We start from the raw sequence: 19,201 nt of genomic DNA, 5'->3' as shown, positions 1-19,201 counted from the left end.
TTTAGATTGAATTGGGCAAAGCTTCCATTGATTCATTTGTGTTGCCGTACATGGACATAGCTTGTTGTCGTTGTTGCTCAAGTTCCTCTTGAAACTTTTTCATTTGACTGCTACGGCTACTTTGAGATTTTTTGGACTCGGCTTGTTGGTACGTCACAAATTTTTTGTAATAAACTTCCCAACGGTTCTGTCCAGCTTTAGTAGTGTGAGCTAACCAAGCCTCAATGTCATTCACTGGCTGGCTAAGATTCTTTGTCTTTTCCTCACAAAAATTTAAAAAATTCGCTCGCTCGGTTTCTGAGAGAGAGTCTATAAATTCTAAATAAGTCTTATTAATCTTAGGTGTGCTGGAATCTTTATCTGGTAATACTTCTGGCTCGTGCTTGTTGCGTGGCGATCGCGCAAGTTGCGTCATGATCACCTAAGTTGCGGTCAGGCAACAAAGTTGTCTCATTGCAACTTGTTGCCTCATCGCAACTTGTTGCCTCATCGCAACTTGTTGCCTCATCGCAACAGTGCAAGCCTTTGGTGAGAACGTGAACCTTAACCTTAAGAAGCTCCATATCGACAAATCCCTTTTCATCCAACGCTTTGAGGGCACGCCCTACAGTGCTGCGGTGAACTGGCTTTTCTGCGGTAGATAAATCCTTGGCAATCCTTGAGGGTGATACTTCCATTCCGGTGCTGTATGGGTCGAGAGTGCGAAGGTAGTAGAGTACATCCCTCTGTGCTGGGGTTAATTCCCGGCAGGCTCTTAGCCATTCTTCATGTTGGAGCGGGTAGAACTTCCCCTGAATCTTTGTGTCTGTCATAATATGGATAAAACGAGTTTTGCCCTTACCCGCATATGCAAGTAGAGCTAGTTTGTTGTAAAAGTCGCTAAAATTTCACAAAACTGTCACCCCAGCACCATTAAGCCAGTGTGATTTTTGCTAAATTGTATTTTCTAGACAGATTTGATAGTATTCAATAACTTGAAAAAAAGCAAGTAGTGGCAATATGGATAAACATCAAGAAATATTAATTACAGCAATTAGGGAAAGTTGCTTAACAGCAAGAGAGATTTCTGTTAGGGCTGGTGTCCACGAGAGTACTATTAGTAAGTTTCTTGATGGCAAAAACGACCTAAAAGCTGGTAATTACTTCAAAATCCTTCATGCCCTGCCAGAAAATTGTAGAATTCCAGCACTAGCGAGAATAGGAGTGGTTGAGTTAACGCCTATTCAACTAATTGAATCTGCCACACCGAAAGAAAAGGCTGAAATACTACAAGCGATCGCCGCTTGGGTATTACAACCAGGGGCCATATCTGGAAAAAATACGGATACTACAGACCTGCAAGTAGCAGTATGATAGCCTGAGAAATTTTTCATATACACTTAGGCGCTTATTGTGGTAAATAAGGGTGAGGATGATTTTTTAGAAAAATTAATGGAAAACTGCGTAGGCGCAGCCCGCCGTAGGCATCACTTGGATGCCGAGGGAAAAGCTAAGTTAATCAAGCATCTGCTGGGTGAACCTGGGTTACAAGTGGTAATAGGGAGTAATCAAGTTCATGCTACGAATGTATACCAAGTTAATTTGAACCTATCCCACTAATATGAAAATGTGGTAATCTACTTTTCATTTGAGAAGGGTGTATCACTATATGGCTGGACGTTTTGAAGGACTGAGTGACCTAGAGTGGAAGTTGTTTGAAGATATATTTACTGAGGAGGCATCTAAACGTGGCAAAGGAATGCCTCATGCACCATATCGTCATGTATTAAATAGTCTGTTGTACATTTTGATTACTGGGTGTAGATGGTGTGACCTACCACGTGGGGGTGTATGGGCATCGAAAAGCTCTTCTCACCGATGGTTAAAGCGATGGCGCTCAGATGGAACATTTGAATATTTACAAGGACGTATCTTAGCGATGCCTGCGGCGGGCTACGCCTACGCTGATGAGAAAGGTCTTATAAACTGGGATTTTGGAGCTATTGATGGCTCTTTTTCCCCGCTTGTTGGGAGGAGGTGAGGAAATTGCTTATGGTGGCAAGGGGAAAGGTGTTCTTATTCACACACTGACTGAAGGCAATGGAATGCCCCTAGCTAACTCCACCACTGCCGCCAATGGTAACGAGAGAGAACAAGTATTACCTCTACTTGACAAAGTAAAACTGAGAACTTTAAGACGGGGTAGACCACGTAAAAAACTTAAGGTACTGGCTACTGATAAAGGTTACGATTCAAAGGAAAAACGTGCTGCCCTCCGTAAGCGAGGCATTCGACCCCAAATACCAAAACGGGTTTGGAAAACCAAGAAAAATAGAGGTAGACCTATTAAAATTTCTGTTCCCAGATATCAGCAAGAACGTTGTTTTGCTTGGTATCAACGTAAATATCGTCGCCTAGTTGTTCGTTGGGAACGTAAAAAAGTATATTTTGATGCATTCATTGATCTTGCTACTATTCATATCTGGATTCAAAGAATTTTATTAGTGGGATAGATTCTTAAATAGTCCCGATCAGATATCAACAATATTGGATGTGATCGCCAAAAAAATTTCTTCCCAGAATTCCTCAGAAGATAAGAGAGAGGGAACGGATTAATTTTTAGAGGAGGAGTGGGGCTAACAAGCTTTTGCTGAGGAAGATGAAGACTTTGATGATGATACTGAAACTGACTAGAAATCATCATCAAAGTCTTCACCAGACTAAAAAGGTGATTCTAAACCCGCATATCTGTAGCGTCGTTTTTTTTGTTGAGTAGCCTTCCATGAGGTAACACTAAGCATAGCTTTCATCTGGTAATTTTTGTGATTTTTATAAGTTTATTGGAGGACATTTTAGCTGAGTAAATTTCCTACAGTTTTGTATATATTTTCATATTTTATGATACTTTAGGCAAACTAAATAAAATTTATTGCTAATTTATATGTCAACAAATGTTGGTTAAATATTGAATTTTTTTTGATTGGCTTTTTGAGGTAAAGGTTCCATACTAAAACCAATCTATGTAAAACAGAGTAGTTAGATTTTATTGAATAATGAGTATTTATTGGCTCAATCATATAGCTAATTTTTAGGACAAGGATATGAGCATTTTAGAATTGATGCAGGCATTTACATTTTTGCATAAGTATACTTTTGATTATTTATTCGGGAAGTATTCATCGAAGGATATAGCTATTTTATGTGGTTTACTGAGAACCTGTATAATCAACTAATTTTATCGTTAAAGGTTGCTTATACTAAATGCTTTTTAACTATTACAAATGAATTCTTCTCTTCAAAATAAGGTTTAAAAGTTTCGATTTACATCAACAAAGTGTATTTGCTTTGTAGAGGATTGCTATGTCTCAAAATAGAACCAATAATGGTAAGAAAGTCATGTCTGATGATAATACAATCAAGAGTAATAATAGTAAACCTCAAAAGCGGCTAATAATTGTCACAGGTGATAAAGGTGGTGTGGGAAAAAGCACCTTTGCACGAGCGCTATTTCAACTGTACATTAATAAAAATTTACCCTGTGTCACTTATGAAGCTGACTTAAGAAATCCTCAGTTAGAAAGATATTTCAAAAAAGACTACCGACCGATAATACGTTACATTGATATTTTCCATAGAGGTGGTGCTGACGATTTATTAATTAATTTAGATGAGAGTGATTGTCCTATTACACTATTAGACTTACCAGCACAATCTGGAGGTTTCTTTGAAAGTTATGTCAAAGAGCTTTCATTTTTTGAAGTGCTTAAAACCGATATTAATTGCCAAGTTACGATGGTTTCAGTGATTAGTAGGGTTCTTGATTCCATAAATGTTCTAGAAAAACTGCGTGAACTTTGTAAAGATCAAGTAGATTATATTGTCGTCAAGAACTTATTTCATGGTGAAGAAGAAAAATTTGAGCGTTATAATGACGCTTTTCTGCGTCAAAATATGCTTGCAGAAGGTCTAGTAGAACTTGTGATGCCAGATTTATTCTACAAATCCTACGACTTTATTGACCGCCATGCTCTGACATTTAATGAAGGTCAGACTCATAAAGAAACAAATATTGTGATTAAATCGAGAATTAAATCTTGGCTTGCTGAGTTTGAAGCGCAAATTAAGCCAGCATTTAATTTATTTGGCTTTGATATACAACCAGATGATTGTTACTATCCAGCAGTTGTTGAAAAGTCTAAAGAGCTTAGAGAAGATGAAGAAAAAGAAAAAGCTAAAAATCAAGATCCAAATTTACAATCTGAAAATATAGCTGCTTAATTTAGTAGTTTACTTGGTTTATTATGTTTAGAAAACGTTTTGTGATTACATCGGGTGATGCTCGTGTAGGTAAGTCTACAGCTTCTAGGCTATTGCTAGAGTTGTACTTGAAAAATCAACTCAATGTGCGTGTTTTCTACCACGGGCATCGTAATAAGCTATCGATGTATCAAACACAACGCTTTGAGATAAACCATTTGGGATTCTCTAGAGGTGATTCTGATAGGTTATTACTCGACTTAGAAATGTTTCCGAAAATTGAAGTTATTTTGACTGATATGCCAGGTCAAAACCTCCGAGAATTAAAGTTTTTTGAGAGAGATGTTTCACTGATAGAAAATCTTAATTGTCTAGGATATCGTGTTACTTTCTTGCACCCGATATCACGCCGTAAAGACTGTGTTGAAGATTATCTTCAGGATTTATATCAACATTTTGGTAGTCAGGTTGATTATGTTGTTATCCAAAATCATTACTTTGGCAAGCAATTTCGATACTATGAGGGGAGTCAATTCCAAGCTGATATTAAAAAATTAAACGGCTTGGAACTAGTTTTAGGTGGATTGCATAATGACTTTTACCAGTTGCTTGAGGATACTGGTTTACCTTATGCTCAACTGATTGAAACTCACTCTCCTCTTAATACTATTCAGCGTTCGATAGTATTCAACTGGATGGAGAATTTTCATAACTCTATTGTTTCTAATGGAATAGCTTCTAATTATTTAGGGTTGAGTACGAACTGTGCAGAATTAGCTTCTGTAAGTGCAAATAAACAAAGTCCTTCCAATCTTGATGTAACTGAAGATATTGAATCTGAGAAATGGTAAGTATTGGCTTTACCAAATTGAAAGTGAGACTTTAAATTGACTGTTTAAAAACAACCTATGACCAATATTGCAAAAGTTGTTGAAAAAGTTGTTGCAGAATATTCTGAAGAAAAAAAAGCAGAGGTTACTGATTGGATACTTAAATTGGGTGTTCGGCCTGATGACCCCTTGTTTAACCTATACGCCGAACTAGGTACAACCCAGTTTGCGTTGCAGCAACTACCAGGTAGGCTAGACTCCCTTGTGGTGGGTTGGACTGACATGGTAGACGATAAGCTTAATAGTGCTTCTAAGGTGGCTATACACCAACAAAAGAGTGCGATCGCAGAAGCTGCGAAGGATTTAGTTAAGATGACTAAGCAAGGAATGGCACTAAGAAAAGCTTTAAGCTATGCTCCGTAATGATTACAGGCATTTATGCGATTAAGGAGTCAAGGAGTAAGAGCGATCGCTATTTTTTGTAGGTGCTGTGAAAATCAGGGTAACGGTGAGGGTTGCCCCAAAAAATTTTTAGATAGGAAAAGCTTACTCGTCTGTGAAATACTTTTTTGAGACGAGCAAGCGAATACGATAATTACTACTGTGACACTACAAGTACAAATCCTCAAGGATAAATTTAATTCATCTTTAGGTTTACCTTTTAAAGAACTATTGCCAGAATCTGCAATAAAACTTGCAATCTCTGAAGTGAAAATTAAATATAAAAAGCGATTATTTGATCCATTTATTACTTTGTGGGCGTTTTTGTCGCAAGTTTTGGATAGTGATAAAACTTGTCATAATGCTGTGAGTAAAATAATTGCTCATTTAGCAGGTTCAGATGTAGAAATTCCTTCATCGGATACGAGTGCTTACTGTCAAGCTAGGGTAAGATTGCCAGAAAAATTATTAGAGAAGCTTTTCAATTATTCAGCACAAAAACTGGAAGAAAAAGTAACCCAAGAGCATTTATGGTGTGGTCGAAATATTTTAGTGATAGACGGCTCGACGGTATCTATGCCAGACACTGTAGAAAACCAAAAAGAATACCCGCTAACCGTGCACTCAAAAAGATGGATGTGGCTTTCCAATAGCCAAAATTGGTGTGATATTCAGTTTAGTTACAGGAGCCGCCGTTGCTTTGTGCATCGATGTATTGAACACTCATGATATTAAATTAGCAAGGAGGCTGTATGGTTTTCTCAAACCCAATGATGTACTTTTAGGGGATAGAGCTTTTTGCGCTTATGCCGATATATTTACTATCAAAAAGCTTAATTGTGATGCTGTATTCCGTAAACATCAATCTCGCACAACAACGATGCGAAAAGGTAAAATTGTTGGGGCTTGTGACAAATTAGTTACTTGGTATAAGCCTAAAACTTGTTCAAAAGGATTAAGTAAAGGTGAATTTGATGCTCTACCTTCTTCCATCACTGTGCGGGAAATTTACTACTACATTGTTATTCCTGGTTTTCGCACTCAACAAGTCAGTTTAATTACTACTCTTTTAGATAAATCTTCTTATTCTACTCTCGAAATTGTTGGGCTTTACAGTAAACGTTGGGATGTTGAATTGGATTTAAGACATCTTAAAACTACTTTGGGAATGGATGTTTTGCGCTGTAAAACCCCCTCAATGGTACGCAAAGAAATTTATGTTTATTTGCTTGCCTATAATTTACTTCGTAGTTTGATGTGGTCTGCGGGTATTACTTACGGCAATCCTCCGTTACGCCTATCACTGCAAGGTACTCGCCACCATTTAAATAACTTTATTCCCAAATTTTTAGCTGCAACTTCAACAAAACGTTTTCAAATTTATTGGACTTTACTTAAAGTTATTGCTCACAAGGCTGTGAGCGATCGCCCTGGAAGAAGTGAACCACGAGTCCGTAAACGTCGCCCGAAAGCCTACCCCCTAATGACCAAACCCCGGCATGAATTACAAAAGCAATTGCAAACCGCTTAAACCACAAGTGTTTCGGCTTTTCTTAGTGCCATTCGACTAAGCAAGCTGGTGGGGTTTTGCCTCACTTGGGTGTAATTAATTGGCGATTGGCACAAGTGGCCGGGGTATTGGGTTTTGTACTGGCTTTAGGGGCTGCAATTGGTGTTTTTACATACAAGACCATCGCTGGAAGTATAACTTTTCAGCCGGCGGCTTCTGGATCTGCCATCTTACAATCTGAAGATAAAAAGCTTTTAGATTGGGCTAAATCCAATGAAGGTAAGGTAGCGCGTAGTATTTATGTTAAAAACGCCGCTATCATTAAAACTTGCCGCCAGCAGAAAAAGTATTCAGGTGGCTGCATAATTGCAGTTGATTAATTTTTTAGGCAACCCAGCCTTTGTATCCCTTATTACTCGTTTTAGCTGTATCTTTTTGACTTTTTTGGTTTGTTTTGACTCTTGCGTGGGTTTCTTGAGTAACTTCTTCTTCGATTTTCATGTCTGTAAAGCTGAGGATTCCCAGGCGGATTGCTTCGCGGATAGCGTTTAACCTATCTTTGACTCCTAGCTTGATAAATGAATTATGTAGATATGACCTTACTGTACCTTCTGAAACATACATGACATTGGCAATTTCATTATTTTTCATGCCTCCGGCAGCTAATTGAAGAACTGTGATCTCTTTATTAGAGAAATCACTTAACAAATCTAGTGCATTTCTATCGGGTGTGTCATTTGACCTGAGACTATCAATCAAAATACGATTAATAGTTGGGTCAATCCATGATTCATTATTGTACGCAGCCATGACTGCTTCAACGAATCTTTCTCCTACTTCTTCTCTAACGCTATTTTTAGCGTAGTAGCAGTCTGCGCCATTACTAATTGCTGCGTTAATGGTATCTCTGCTGCTATTTGCAGTCATAACCACAATTCTAATTGATGCGTGTTTGGATTTAATTGTGCTTATTACATCAATGCCATCGATATCCGGTAAATCAATATTTATAATTACGATATCTGGCTTTTCTTTGTCAACAATTTCTATTCCTTGTTTTCCGTATTTGGCAACGCCACATACTTGGATTGCACCAGTTTCAGATAATATTGTTGCCGCGCCAATCCTAGATATGTTCTCATTTTCAATGATGACAACATTAATAGGTTTCATATTATATGCTTTTTTGGTTTGGTATTGGTATTGTCCCTGATAATAATACTTATAGCACTTACCTTTTCGAGAATATTTAATCTTTACAATTACTATAAAATAATTAGCTTATTTAAAATCTTTATATTATTTGTAAAAACTTTACAAAGTAATTGGGTGGTTTATGTAGTTTTCATTAAGCAATCTATTTACTAGATAATTTTATTTATCAGTACTAGTTTTAATAGTTATCAGCGAATTGATGGAGGAATAGATAATTTTTTATGAAGAGCGATAAAATTTTAGGATGGATAGAAAAGATTGTTGTTTGGTCTTTAATGGGGATGCTATGTTTGGTCGGGTTAGGCAGATTGCCTGTTAACCCGACGAGTTTGTTTGACTTTACTGCGTCTTTTTACTATTTTGCTGTTGCGGTTGTTATTTGTCCCAAGACCCCCCTGAGTTTTAATAAAAAGCAGATTTTTGGATTTATAGCTTTTATGTATGGCGTGTGGTTTGGGTTGATTTAATCTAGCTCTTTAGCAGAATCCTGGTTTTTGAATTGTTGTTGACTCTGTTCGCGGCGTGTTTGTTGCTCATTGAACAGAGTCTTGAAACGTTCAAATTCCTCTTTGGTGAGATTATTAATGGTGATAGAGTACTCTTTTGACTTATTGTCACGAGATGCCAAGAGTGCTTCTTGACTTTGTTCGGAATCAGGCAAATTTCTATCAAGGCTAAGAGTTTGCGAATCTTCTTCTAATTTTAGACTTGCAGTATATGCTTCACCTTTATAAATAATCCCTTGTGTCTCTTTATCTGATTTTCCAAATATATCTAAGCGGTCTAAAATTACAGGAATAACAAACTGTCTAATTTGAGAATCGGCGGTAAGAGATTGTACTCTATCTTCTGGACTCTCTTCTACTGGGTTGCCATTATTGTCGTCATTTTTATTTGTGGGATTTTTTAGAATCTCTTGTTCAATTGTCGTTCCTGTGAACTGGCTTGCTTCGGCTTGTGAAGATGACTCTTGATTAACAAAAGTGATAGGTTCAAGTTCTGTAGAGTTTACTTTTGCTTCATCTTGCAGTATTTCACTGATTCTGTTAATTTCCGAATTCAACCGTAGCACAGCCTCTTTTGTTTCCTCAGCAGTTGGAGGCTTTTTTGCACATTCTTCAAATTTCTCATTAGGTATATTAAGCTGTTTGATCAATTCTCTGAGGAGACTGGCTTGCATCACTGGAGTTAAACCTTCTACTGGAAGTTCGATTAGTTCTTTCATACTAAAATTACCTCTCCACTAAATCTTTTTTGACATCTTTGAGAGCATTATTGATACGGGAATTCATGAGTTGAAAATCCTGTAATGTTTCATCACTGATGTTACTTACTTGGGCTTTTCCTTCTTTGACATATAATAATATGTTGTCATTTTTATCTTTAACTAAGTAAATTTTGTCTTGGGCTTTTGTAGCAATTTGGTATTTTTCTGTTTGTACTGACATAATGCCATTGATATCTTCCTGTCCAATGATTTTCACTAAACTTTGGGCAAGACTGGTCATTTCATTAATTTTTTCTAGCTCCTTAATATCTTGCTCCATTGCCTTAAAAGCGTTCTCAAGACTGATATTTTCTTTGATGTATAAATCAGTTACCTCCTGAATTCTATTGAGATATGTTTCTGATTTACCGAGCTTTTCAGCTGCTACATACCAGTCTTGAAGATTTTGCATTGTATTAGCTTTCATCCGCTCGATAATACTATCCATCGCTCCAACCTGCTGCATTCTGGGTTGAGAAGGTGATGCGAGTGCTTGGTCAATATTTGGTTGTTGACTTTGTTGTTGAGGGAAAATGCTCTTGTCTTTAGCAATAAACGAGTTATGTAATACTTGTGTATTGGAAGAAATAGTGTTGGTACTAATTTTGGTATTTTCTACAGGATTAAATACAGCGTATCCTTGGGAAGTTTGTTCTACTTTATACCCTTTTTCTTGAAGGTAATTTTGAACTAATTGGTCACTTCCTTGTGCATTTCCGACTATGAAAGAGCTTTTCGCTTTTATTGCCTTATTAAGTAGCGGTTTGTAGTGATTTTTAAAAGTTTGGGCAATTTGCTCGCTTGTCACTCCGCGCCACGGGCCAGATCCGGATACCATAATGATGTCGTCTTTTGAGTAATTTCCAGTGTTGGCGTGTTCTCCCCATGCTTGCTCGTAATTACGGGTGCTTGAAGGTGTTTCGGGGGGTGCAGCTGATTTACCGATAAACTGGGTAGCTATTTGTGCCATCGCAATATCTTTTTTCATGTGTTCAGCGACGGCGGCGTTTATGGGTTCGAGTTGGGATAGTGGATTTGTTAGCGGACGATCAGTCTGTTCGGACTTTTTCTGCTGGGTTTGTACTGTAGTTTGTTGTGACTTTTCAGTTATATTGCTGTATGCTTCGCTGAGGGCTTGAATAAATGCGGATTCTTTACCCTTACCTTCCCACTGTTTATCCTGGGCGTTAGTCATATTGGTGAGGCAGTGCGTTGCGGAGGACAGTCGCGTGGGCGGGTTTCCCGACTTGAGCGAACTGTCCGTTGGGGTTCCCCCCGTTGTAGCAGCTGCGGTACAGTTTTCCAGCCACTCAGTTCCTCCGCGTTTGGCGATCGCCTCAGTTAACCGGGGGTGTTGTTCGAGTTTAGCTTGAAGTACTTCTACCATTAACTTGTATTCATCAGCTGATGGATGCAACTGCTTTTGGTGGTTAAATGCGTGTTCGGCAGATGCGTATGCTACTCCTTCAGGTTTTTGGCTGTGGTTCTCTACTCCATATCGTCCGGTGGGGGCTTCTGGATTATTATTGACTGAAACTTGGTAATCGTTTTGCAGCTTGCCTTGTTCTTTTGCGAGTGCAGTGGCAAGGCTGAGTGCTACTCCAAGCCCATCTTTTGAGTCGGGGCTGATATTTACTGGAGTTGGAGGTTGTTTTTGGATGGCTGGGAACGAAACAATTTTGCCATTGACATAATCCCCTAGCGGCTCCATGAATAAGCCATATACCTGACTCTTACTCGCCTGGGTTTGGGTAAGTTCTTTAGATGAATGCTTTTCCCATTTCGCCCAGGCTTGCTGGTAACTTGGATCTTGAATCATTTCGGGGGGAATTTTGTACTGCTTACCCACTCGGAAAGCAACTTGCTCGCCGTTTTTACCAAGGGCGATCGCAATATCTCTCTCTTTGACACCATAAGTTTTTTGGTAGTCTACACCTCTGGTGGTGTGTATCCTACCGTGTCCGCGCATGGCATCGATAGTTGTATTAGCTGGTACTGTGGAAGATTCGCCGTGCAGATGCAGGGAATAAACCATTGGTACTGGTTTTCCAGATATAGTCGGGTTGTCTGGAATCTGAGGGTTAGCAGCGCGTACCGCAGTGGAATTCCCGATGGCGATAATTTCTTCTACAGTTGCTTGGTTTAAAGGGTGTGAGGCAGTATTTTGAGTGACTTCTCTGAGGCTTGTATAGCTACGTTCTACTTTAATTTCTCCCCCAGGTGTCCACTCGTTAGTTTTGATGGTAAGGTCGCTGTTGCTTTGGACTATCGCACGAGGAGGTTGGTTTGAGGCGAGGAAGTTCTCAAATTTTTGGCGAACGCTGTTTTCTCTGCCCAGGTCATTTTTAATTGACCAGATGTTGATAGACCATCTGCCAGCCTCAGTATTGAGGGCAGCGTGTTCGTTCTTGCAGTTAAAGCGGGTTACTGTACCCGACTCAAGTTTAAATTCTTGGTATGGTGCGTCCTGATTCTCCTCCCTAGTCCATGCCATTCGTTCCTTAGCAGCGCGATATCCCCAGTCAGAATTTCCGATATTAATGCTGCGGGCTTCCGTCGCGGCGTAGGAGTCATCGCGGTGGTAGTTGATGCCAGCGCCGGGGTTTTTGGAATAAGTTACCAGCACAATATCAGCGTCAGGATATACTTGTTTGACAAGTTTCATTAACTTGTCGTCCTGTACCCCTGGCTTGAAGTGTTTATCCTTCAAATCCCATTTTGCACCGACCCATGCAACTTGTCTCAGTAGTGCGTAGTTAGATTTATCGTTTTCAAGTACGGGTTTGAGGTGGGTTTCAAGGTGCGATCGCAATTGTTCTACTTTTTCCTCGCTTACCTTACCTAATATTTCGATAGCTTTAGTTTGATCGGCTTGGCGCGAGTTGGGTAGTAATATTGCTTGGTTATCAACTTCTAATTTTGTGTTTGTTGATACTTGTATATCAACTGCGTTTTTGTAAACTTGTGAAATACCTGCAACTGTAGCGTTAGTATTTGATTGAATGTTAGTTATATTATTTTCTGGTACAGCTTTTGCAGGAATAATTGGTACTGGAGAATCTTCTTGATTAAGCTCTCTGGGACGGTTAGGTAGTGCTTGTAGAGCTTTTTTGTACTCACTATTTTCTGGAATTTGGTTTAATTCTAAACGACTACCTTCAGTCGCAACTTTTTGATTTAACTCTGCACTAAGCTGTTCGTAGCGGTCAAATCCCTCAACTTCACCGATATTAATCGGTTCTCCAAGTAAACTATTTAATTCCTCGTTTATTTTTTCACTAATCTCATTTTTATTAAAAATAAATGTAGCTGTGTTACTCTCAATAAAATAATGATTTTTAGTAGATTTTGATTCTAGCCAAGTAGCTACAGCGATCGCGTCTTGTGCGGGAACTACTAATCCGAGAGCTTCTTTAGCTTCTACCTGCGATCCATCTGGAGAAGTATATTGTTGGTTTGGGTTATAAAAATATACAGTTTGTTCTGGAATGATTGGAGTGATTTGTGAAGGTGTATCTGCGCTCTTGATATAACCACCAGCACGGTCAATAAATGTTTGTTTTAATTCTTGACTGATGGTACTTTCATCAAGTATGAATACAGTCATACCTTTTTTGGCTTCAAACCGAGCTTGTGATATGGCAAGCTGTTCGTATGATACTCCTACTTTTTCGAGATATTTTTTGGTTTTTTCGGCTATATTTTCATCAACTGCTAATCCTAAAACCCCTACTAATTTTTGTTCTTTATCTTGGAACATGATTGCAGGACGTTCGTTAATTTTACCGAGTATTTGGTTACGTTTTTCTTGCTGTTCGTTTCTGGCAGGCTGCTCATTACTGATAAGCTGACTGCGCTTAACCCACTTGTCGGGATACTCTACTGTTTCTGGATTAATAGTTATTTTACAGGTACTTTCATTACTGGTAATCTCTACAGGGATAGTAGTTCGTTGTTGGTTTAAGCGAATAATACCTGTATCAATTAGTTTTTGTACAGTGCTACTTTCTTTCCTTTGCCACTGTCTTTGTACATTCTCTCTATTTAACTCAGCTTCGAGGCGTTCAGTATGCTGACCAATAATACCGAGTGATTGATCACCAATTTTAGCAATATAAACGTGCTTTTTATCAAATGCTCTAACTAAAGTTTCTTTAAATGCTTGGTTGCTAATCTCCTGTTTTTTGTATTTTGGATTAGTAATATTAATTCGTAAAAAATTTCCCTTAGATGTCTCTGCTATTGCATCAGGGTAAGCGCATCTAATTTGGTATAAAGAAAACTTGACAAGTTCTAGAAGATAGTATTAATGAATGTGTAAAAAATAGACTTGACGACCGAGCAAGATCAATGAGATGAATTCAATTACTCGATTGAAAATCTCCTGGAGCCAAATTGATGTCAGAGGGCTTTGAAACTAAATCTGCTGATAGTGTCAAAAATACTCGTTGTCAGCCAAAATCAAGAAAAATAGCAGACATTGGCAGTATTCAACAAAGTCTAGTTGAGCATTTCTCGGATATCAAAGACAAGAGAGTAGAGCGGACGAAGAAACATCAATTCACAGATATCTTAGTCATCGCAATTTTAGCAATCATAGCTGGAGCACAAGGGTGGGAAGACATCGAGAATTATGGCATCAGCAAGCAAACATGGTTAGAAGAGTTTCTGGCATTACCAAATGGTATTCCCTCAGATGATACATTTCGACGAGTGTTTGAGTTGATCGACCCAGAAGCATTAAATCGATGTTTCTTGAGATGGGTAGAAACCCTAATCACAAACATGGGAGGAGAAATTATCCCCATAGATGGAAAGACAATTAGGGGTTCTTATGACCGCAATCAAGGTCAAAGCGCACTCCACCTTATAAGTGCCTGGGCGAGTGAGCACAGTTTAGTGTTGGCACAAGTGAAAGTAGAAGATAAATCCAATGAAATCACCGCCATTCCAGCACTGTTAGAAATGCTAGACATCTCTGGCTGTATCATCACCATTGATGCAATGGGAACACAAACCGAAATTGCCAAACAGATTATCGCCAAAAAAGCTGATTATGTCCTGGCACTGAAAGCCAACCATCCCATGCTCTATTCTCAAGTCAAAGAATGGTTTGACAAAGCGCAAGCAGAGCAATTTTCGGGGATTAATGTTAGTTATGACAAACGGATTGAAAAAGCACATCATCGCACGGAAATTCGTGAAGTTTGGACTGTACCCATTGCGGCTATCGGTGAGCTTTATCAACCCAAATTATGGGCAGGTTTGCAATCTCTAGTTATGGTTGTCCGTGTTCGTCATCTTTGGAATAAAACTACTCGTGAGGTTCAGTTTTATCTCACTTCTTTAAACAGTGATGCTCAAATTATCGGTCGGGCTATCCGAAAACACTGGGGCATTGAAAACGAGGCTCACTGGACTCTCGACTGTACTTTTGCAGAAGACGCTTGTCGCATTCGTTCTTTCCACAGTCCCCAAAATTTTGCTCTTTTACGACGCTTCGCTCTCAATGCTCTTAACCGTGAACAGACCTACAAACGTAGTCTTCGTCAAAAAATGAAACGCACCGCTATGGATAACAATTATATGATTCAGGTTCTCAGTTGTTTCATTGACAATACTTTAGATTCTTCTGATTCCTTGTGTCAAGCCTGATTGAGATGCTCTTACCCTGGCTATTGCATAGGCATTTTGTCCGGTGATGATGGTTTGAATTTTAAGCTGTAACTGTTGCCCATTACCAGGTTTTTCTGCTAGCCAACCTTGAGCAATACCCTCCTTGATTGATTCCTTATCAATGTTGCCTAGTTTCTCAGGTTTATTACCATTTTGAAGATAAATACTATAGTCTTCACGAATAAGATCAACCTTTTCAATTGTTAACATTACAGGTTCATTATTGAACCTTTGGGAATTTCCAAACTTATTAACTTCACCTACTTTAAAGGTAAGTTCTGGTAGTCCGGGTACTTTGGTTGTAACAGAGGTGGTATATACTTCACCTTTTTCAATGCTGGCAATAGCAACACTACCAATTGGTAGTCGGGCGTTACTTTGTTCTATATTTCCAAATGTTTCATAATTACCTTCCTGATTCTGGAGTTCAATGACACTTTTTCCATCTTCAGCTAGATTAAATCGAATATTTTGAGGTTGGTTTTCATGAAATAATTCACTACTGCGGTCGAACCCAGTGATACTAAATTCGTTAAATCTGAGTGTGTCTAACTGACTGATAATCTCTTCAGAAAAGGCAGCAAAGGCGAAATTAGAAACTTTCTTTTGGTAATCGCTACCTTTATCATTACTACTCTCACGAGTAGTTGATACTGCCCAGGTAGCAGCTGCCATTGCTAGCTTTTGTCCTTCTGGAATTGAATTGGAAAATTCTTCTGCTATCTGGTAGGCTTTTTGGTAAAGAAGCTTAATTTGACCTTCGCTTAGTTCAGCTTGGAAGGCTATTTTGTTAGAAATTACTTCCTGTCCAAGTCCAATTCCTATCTCTTCGGGTTTGTTTTCTTGCTCCTTAGCAAGTGTTCCTAATGCCCTAAACTTGGGTTTACCGTTCTCAGTCTCATCGTTAATTTGGGCATAAACTACATATTTATGCGGGCGGTTACTGTTGCGCTTATCCTTGGATATTTCTGATACCTTGATTGTAATTTTATTAGCTTTCCAGATAAATTCGTTGTCATACTGTAAAAGGTTAGTTACACTTACTTGATTGCCGTTAGCAAGGGTAATATTTGCAGACGGCCCTTTTTCAGTTTCTTTTTGTCTAGATAGCTGACTCGCTTGGTTAAAGGATTTGTCGAATTCTTTTTTGACAAGAGTAGCTCTTAATCGCTGTTCGTTAGAAAATTCGACACCTTTAAATAAAGCTTGAAATTGGGCGATTTCACGCGATTCTAAACGAGCTTTTTCAAAATACTGGTTGGTTTGAGCAATTAGTAATTCAACAGGCGAGTATCCCGTGGGTTGAATTGTATTGTCAATATAAACATCTTTCTTCTTATCCTTAATATAGTTAACCTCCCGGTGGAGAATCCGACTGTTGTTGCGGATAATTTCCATTTCGGGTTTTTTGGCACTTTTGAAGAGGTCAACTGCAATTTGGTTTTGAAATGCTGCCTCGGCAATCATTTCGCGGTATATCTTGATGTTAGTATTCATTGCTACTAGTGCATTGACCAGGTTTAGGGGTTCTTGCCGAACAGTTTTGATAAACTCTTCCATGTAACCGCGATACTTGGTCGGAACCTCCTTCCCTTCAATACCCTTGGATTTTGCCCAGGCTTCTGTTTTAAATAAATCTTCGTAGTGTTTGGCTACCTGCTGTACGTAGTCAATTTGGTCTTTTTCACTACCAAAGTTTTTCAGGATAGTAATTTCTGACTCTAACGCCTCAATTGAGGTCAGGTGATTGTTGATAATACCGACACTAATGCCATCGCTCATATGGATGGCGATTTCTTCAAATTCCGGCTGACTGCCATCTTCCTGGTAAAAAGATTGTTTTTTGAGTTTAACAGTTGGATCGTAAGCGTTTTCAGGCAGGTTGCGCTCCCTTGCCTCGGCAGTGAGGTTTGGATACCTGCTTGCCCGCTCGAAGCCAATACAATCACCATCGTAGTCGCGTGCCTGACGCTCTTGTTCGGACTCTTGAGGAAGAATTTCTAGTTCGTAACCAGCTGACCTTAGTTCTGAAATATACTCATTAAATTTGTTGGTAAACTCGATTTTCTCTTTAGTTTCGAGCTTGCCGATATTTTTATCTAAGTAATTTTCAATACCTTCTAACTCAATATTTTTACTTTGAGCTTCTGAGAGGATAGATTTAACCTCCTCGTTAAAGCGGTTATAAATGCGATCGCTTGTTTCGTCCGAGACAGCGATCGCACCTGCCAGAGGTTGACCATCAGGCCCAAGGATGTCTTCTACAACTTTGTTAGTTGAGACGCATAGACCATTTGAGTTGAGAAAAGGTGAACGGAAGTTGAGAACTTCTTCCCCATCTTGATAATGCGGGATGGAGATTTCCCCATTTTGTAGGTCTTTACACGGAATGACCATTGCTCGCTCAAACGTGAGCGTCTTGCCGATGGCGATTTCTTTCCACTCGTTTTGGATGAACCGGGCGAGTTCGCGCTGTACTTTCTCAGTTTCGAGAAGTTGACCTTCTCCTTGCAGGTCAGCTTTGATAAGTTTGTAAATAAACGAGTCAGTAGCAATGCGATCGCCTACGGCGGGCGCTCCCGCGCCATCGCGCAAAGTTTCTAAATCTTCTGCTGCTTGTTCTTCTAGTGTGGTTGCTTGTTCTTCTAAAAAGGCTTTCCGCTTCTCGTACTTTTTGCAGTAAAGTTGTGCAAGTTGCCGGGGGTCGTCCTGTACTTCCTTAAGCTCTTTGGCTTCAAGTTCTAGCTGTTCGGTAAAGTCTTTCAGCCCGTTAGGGAATGAAGCGAGTAACTGCGAGATAGCTGTTTTACCGAGTTCAGATTGTGATTTTTCACCTAGCCAGATATTTTGCCTGTACAGTCCAGGTTGAATTTGGGGCTTGCTTGGCCCATTAGGGTTGTCTTTATCAGTTCCCTTGAATGCAGATAAGGGAAGAATTAAGTCAATTTTAGTTGAGTTGTTGGGATCTGAATAATTGAGGATTTGGTCAAGGTTTGCAGGGCGTAGTGTACCTTTGCCAAAGCGGTATTTATTATCATCCCCGTCTTGGTCAGTCCAACCGAAGCGGTGCTGAATTACTCGATATTTATCACCTTTTTGATGCTTGGTTAATTCGTGATATAGGTCTGTGGATATTTGCCCGTAACAGTCTCCTGTTAGCCGATATGCCTGGTCGTTACTAATAACGCCACCATTTTCACCATTACTGTCATCAACAATTAGAATATTTAACTCTTTATTGACGCTATTTTTACACGAACCAAGAAAAATAGATCCGTAAGCACCTCTATCTTTGTTATCAGGGCATAATTGTTTAATTCTATCTAGATATTCTTCCGGCCCATATAACAACCGTGTTTTTGATGATAATAATAATTTGTGACCTTCAGGATGATTAATTAATTGTTCCACAGTAGACTTTTCGTCCATATGCCCGAACGAAAAGTTAACCCCAGGAAAGAAATGTTCTATTAGGGTATTATTAAGTTCTTCTTTTAACAGTGAATCTAGATTATCCGTATTACCATCTGTATGAATCCACTGATTTAACCTAGTGTCAAAATGTTTAGCTTGAATTGTCATATATGAACAATTAAACTTATAAAATTAAATATAAATTTTTACTTGTTGGCACTGAAATACCCTTAAAGCTTGATTTTACTTTCTCTATTTCGGTAATTTATTAAACAATTTTCTAATTTCCACTTGCAAAATAAATATAGTTTTTTATACGCTAAAATATAGTTCTTACTTAGAGAATAGCCCTTAAAGACATAATTCAGCGTGATCTCAAAATTTAAGTATGAAAAAAATATACAAACTTCTCAATTATTTATTGCTTAATGCTAAATCAGTAGTAACATTCTTAATGTTTGCCATTGTGCTGATGTCTGTAGTTTGAGAAAGAAAGCTAAATTAGTGTGGCAGCAACTTGATAATTTCATGTCTGCCTAATTTTTTACCCTTCTGTGGGTTCGCAAGCAGTCTCAAGAGCAGCTTACATATCTGCGATGCCTGCGACGGGCT

General features: G+C 38.9%; 18 protein-coding genes. 12 read left to right on the top strand and 6 right to left on the bottom strand.

Going from position 1 to position 19,201, the window contains the following annotated elements; all coding sequences use genetic code 11:
* Window position 1: 1 nt before the first annotated feature.
* Window positions 2–415 (bottom strand): hypothetical protein, encoded by a 414-nt coding sequence (locus GTQ43_RS04240; protein WP_265270980.1) that lies wholly within the window; start codon window positions 413–415, stop codon window positions 2–4.
* Window positions 357–812: a MarR family transcriptional regulator gene (locus GTQ43_RS04235; protein WP_265270979.1), complete on the bottom strand. Its 456-nt coding sequence runs from the start codon at window positions 810–812 to the stop codon at window positions 357–359. Before GTQ43_RS04235 ends, GTQ43_RS04240 begins: the two co-directional genes overlap by 59 nt.
* Window positions 813–999: 187 nt before the next feature.
* Here GTQ43_RS04235 and GTQ43_RS04230 point away from each other — a divergent pair, with 187 nt between their 5' ends.
* From GTQ43_RS04230 to GTQ43_RS04185, 10 genes are all read left to right on the top strand, one after another.
* Window positions 1,000–1,353 (top strand): helix-turn-helix domain-containing protein, encoded by a 354-nt coding sequence (locus GTQ43_RS04230; protein ID WP_094330968.1) that lies wholly within the window; start codon window positions 1,000–1,002, stop codon window positions 1,351–1,353.
* A 78-nt stretch (window positions 1,354–1,431) separates the two neighbouring features.
* Window positions 1,432–1,599, top strand: a complete 168-nt coding sequence (locus GTQ43_RS04225; protein WP_265270973.1) for a hypothetical protein — start codon at window positions 1,432–1,434, stop codon at window positions 1,597–1,599.
* A gap of 49 nt (window positions 1,600–1,648) precedes the next feature.
* Entirely contained in the window at window positions 1,649–2,020 is a 372-nt protein-coding gene (locus GTQ43_RS04220) for a transposase (RefSeq protein WP_265270972.1), read from the top strand.
* Window positions 1,986–2,492, top strand: a complete 507-nt coding sequence (locus GTQ43_RS04215; RefSeq protein ID WP_265270970.1) for a transposase — start codon at window positions 1,986–1,988, stop codon at window positions 2,490–2,492. Before GTQ43_RS04220 ends, GTQ43_RS04215 begins: the two co-directional genes overlap by 35 nt.
* An 883-nt stretch (window positions 2,493–3,375) precedes the next feature.
* A complete protein-coding gene (locus tag GTQ43_RS04210; RefSeq protein WP_414859107.1) occupies window positions 3,376–4,257 on the top strand; it encodes a chromosome partitioning protein ParA in 882 nt (293 codons plus the stop codon).
* Window positions 4,258–4,280: 23 nt separating this feature from the next.
* The gene (locus GTQ43_RS04205; RefSeq protein ID WP_265270967.1) at window positions 4,281–5,087 is read left to right on the top strand and encodes a hypothetical protein; all 807 of its coding nucleotides are present in this window, start codon (window positions 4,281–4,283) and stop codon (window positions 5,085–5,087) included.
* Between the two features lie 57 nt (window positions 5,088–5,144).
* Complete coding sequence (locus GTQ43_RS04200) at window positions 5,145–5,489, top strand: DUF6753 family protein (RefSeq protein WP_265270966.1); 345 nt, start codon at window positions 5,145–5,147, stop codon at window positions 5,487–5,489.
* A 180-nt stretch (window positions 5,490–5,669) separates the two neighbouring features.
* A complete protein-coding gene (locus GTQ43_RS04195; protein ID WP_265270964.1) occupies window positions 5,670–6,236 on the top strand; it encodes a hypothetical protein in 567 nt (188 codons plus the stop codon).
* Complete coding sequence (locus tag GTQ43_RS04190) at window positions 6,172–7,038, top strand: IS4 family transposase (RefSeq protein ID WP_265270962.1); 867 nt, start codon at window positions 6,172–6,174, stop codon at window positions 7,036–7,038. Before GTQ43_RS04195 ends, GTQ43_RS04190 begins: the two co-directional genes overlap by 65 nt.
* Window positions 7,039–7,094: 56 nt before the next feature.
* Window positions 7,095–7,397 carry a DUF6753 family protein gene (locus GTQ43_RS04185; protein ID WP_265270961.1) on the top strand — a complete coding sequence of 101 codons (303 nt, stop codon included), beginning with the start codon at window positions 7,095–7,097 and terminating at the stop codon, window positions 7,395–7,397.
* A gap of 4 nt (window positions 7,398–7,401) precedes the next feature.
* On the opposite strand, the gene GTQ43_RS04180 is transcribed toward GTQ43_RS04185, so the two are convergent.
* Window positions 7,402–8,190, bottom strand: coding sequence for a response regulator (locus GTQ43_RS04180; protein WP_265270959.1), 789 nt, complete (start codon window positions 8,188–8,190; stop codon window positions 7,402–7,404).
* 263 nt (window positions 8,191–8,453) lie between these two features.
* On the opposite strand from GTQ43_RS04180, the gene GTQ43_RS04175 reads away from it, so the two are divergent.
* Window positions 8,454–8,699: a hypothetical protein gene (locus GTQ43_RS04175; protein WP_265270958.1), complete on the top strand. Its 246-nt coding sequence runs from the start codon at window positions 8,454–8,456 to the stop codon at window positions 8,697–8,699.
* Here GTQ43_RS04175 and GTQ43_RS04170 read toward each other — a convergent pair.
* Complete coding sequence (locus tag GTQ43_RS04170; protein WP_265270957.1) at window positions 8,696–9,457, bottom strand: hypothetical protein; 762 nt, start codon at window positions 9,455–9,457, stop codon at window positions 8,696–8,698. The two genes, GTQ43_RS04175 and GTQ43_RS04170, sit on opposite strands and share 4 nt — an antisense overlap.
* Before the next feature lie 7 nt (window positions 9,458–9,464).
* Window positions 9,465–13,259: a hypothetical protein gene (locus tag GTQ43_RS04165; RefSeq protein ID WP_265270956.1), complete on the bottom strand. Its 3,795-nt coding sequence runs from the start codon at window positions 13,257–13,259 to the stop codon at window positions 9,465–9,467.
* A 638-nt stretch (window positions 13,260–13,897) separates the two neighbouring features.
* On the opposite strand from GTQ43_RS04165, the gene GTQ43_RS04160 reads away from it, so the two are divergent.
* Complete coding sequence (locus GTQ43_RS04160; protein WP_265270955.1) at window positions 13,898–15,154, top strand: ISAs1 family transposase; 1,257 nt, start codon at window positions 13,898–13,900, stop codon at window positions 15,152–15,154.
* On the opposite strand, the gene GTQ43_RS04155 is transcribed toward GTQ43_RS04160, so the two are convergent.
* Window positions 15,122–18,757: a hypothetical protein gene (locus GTQ43_RS04155; protein WP_265270954.1), complete on the bottom strand. Its 3,636-nt coding sequence runs from the start codon at window positions 18,755–18,757 to the stop codon at window positions 15,122–15,124. The genes GTQ43_RS04160 and GTQ43_RS04155 overlap by 33 nt on opposite strands.
* Window positions 18,758–19,201: the final 444 nt, after the last annotated feature.

It is taken from the genome of Nostoc sp. KVJ3, from assembly GCF_026127265.1.
Lineage (GTDB): Bacteria > Cyanobacteriota > Cyanobacteriia > Cyanobacteriales > Nostocaceae > Nostoc.
The sequence above is the reverse complement of the archived record's forward strand: the minus strand, read 5'-3'. Positions and strand labels throughout refer to the sequence as shown.

What these genes read in the sequence shown, in the direction of transcription:
- GTQ43_RS04240 (WP_265270980.1), bottom strand. Translation starts at nt 415, where the DNA reads ATGACGCAACTTGCGCGATCGCCACGCAACAAGCACGAGCCAGAAGTA.
- GTQ43_RS04235 (WP_265270979.1), bottom strand. Translation starts at nt 812, where the DNA reads ATGACAGACACAAAGATTCAGGGGAAGTTCTACCCGCTCCAACATGAA.
- GTQ43_RS04230 (WP_094330968.1), top strand. Translation starts at nt 1,000, where the DNA reads ATGGATAAACATCAAGAAATATTAATTACAGCAATTAGGGAAAGTTGC.
- GTQ43_RS04225 (WP_265270973.1), top strand. Translation starts at nt 1,432, where the DNA reads ATGGAAAACTGCGTAGGCGCAGCCCGCCGTAGGCATCACTTGGATGCC.
- GTQ43_RS04220 (WP_265270972.1), top strand. Translation starts at nt 1,649, where the DNA reads ATGGCTGGACGTTTTGAAGGACTGAGTGACCTAGAGTGGAAGTTGTTT.
- GTQ43_RS04215 (WP_265270970.1), top strand. Translation starts at nt 1,986, where the DNA reads ATGGCTCTTTTTCCCCGCTTGTTGGGAGGAGGTGAGGAAATTGCTTAT.
- GTQ43_RS04210 (WP_414859107.1), top strand. Translation starts at nt 3,376, where the DNA reads ATGTCTGATGATAATACAATCAAGAGTAATAATAGTAAACCTCAAAAG.
- GTQ43_RS04205 (WP_265270967.1), top strand. Translation starts at nt 4,281, where the DNA reads ATGTTTAGAAAACGTTTTGTGATTACATCGGGTGATGCTCGTGTAGGT.
- GTQ43_RS04200 (WP_265270966.1), top strand. Translation starts at nt 5,145, where the DNA reads ATGACCAATATTGCAAAAGTTGTTGAAAAAGTTGTTGCAGAATATTCT.
- GTQ43_RS04180 (WP_265270959.1), bottom strand. Translation starts at nt 8,190, where the DNA reads ATGAAACCTATTAATGTTGTCATCATTGAAAATGAGAACATATCTAGG.
- GTQ43_RS04175 (WP_265270958.1), top strand. Translation starts at nt 8,454, where the DNA reads ATGAAGAGCGATAAAATTTTAGGATGGATAGAAAAGATTGTTGTTTGG.
- GTQ43_RS04170 (WP_265270957.1), bottom strand. Translation starts at nt 9,457, where the DNA reads ATGAAAGAACTAATCGAACTTCCAGTAGAAGGTTTAACTCCAGTGATG.
- GTQ43_RS04165 (WP_265270956.1), bottom strand. Translation starts at nt 13,259, where the DNA reads ATGTTCCAAGATAAAGAACAAAAATTAGTAGGGGTTTTAGGATTAGCA.
- GTQ43_RS04160 (WP_265270955.1), top strand. Translation starts at nt 13,898, where the DNA reads ATGTCAGAGGGCTTTGAAACTAAATCTGCTGATAGTGTCAAAAATACT.
- GTQ43_RS04155 (WP_265270954.1), bottom strand. Translation starts at nt 18,757, where the DNA reads ATGACAATTCAAGCTAAACATTTTGACACTAGGTTAAATCAGTGGATT.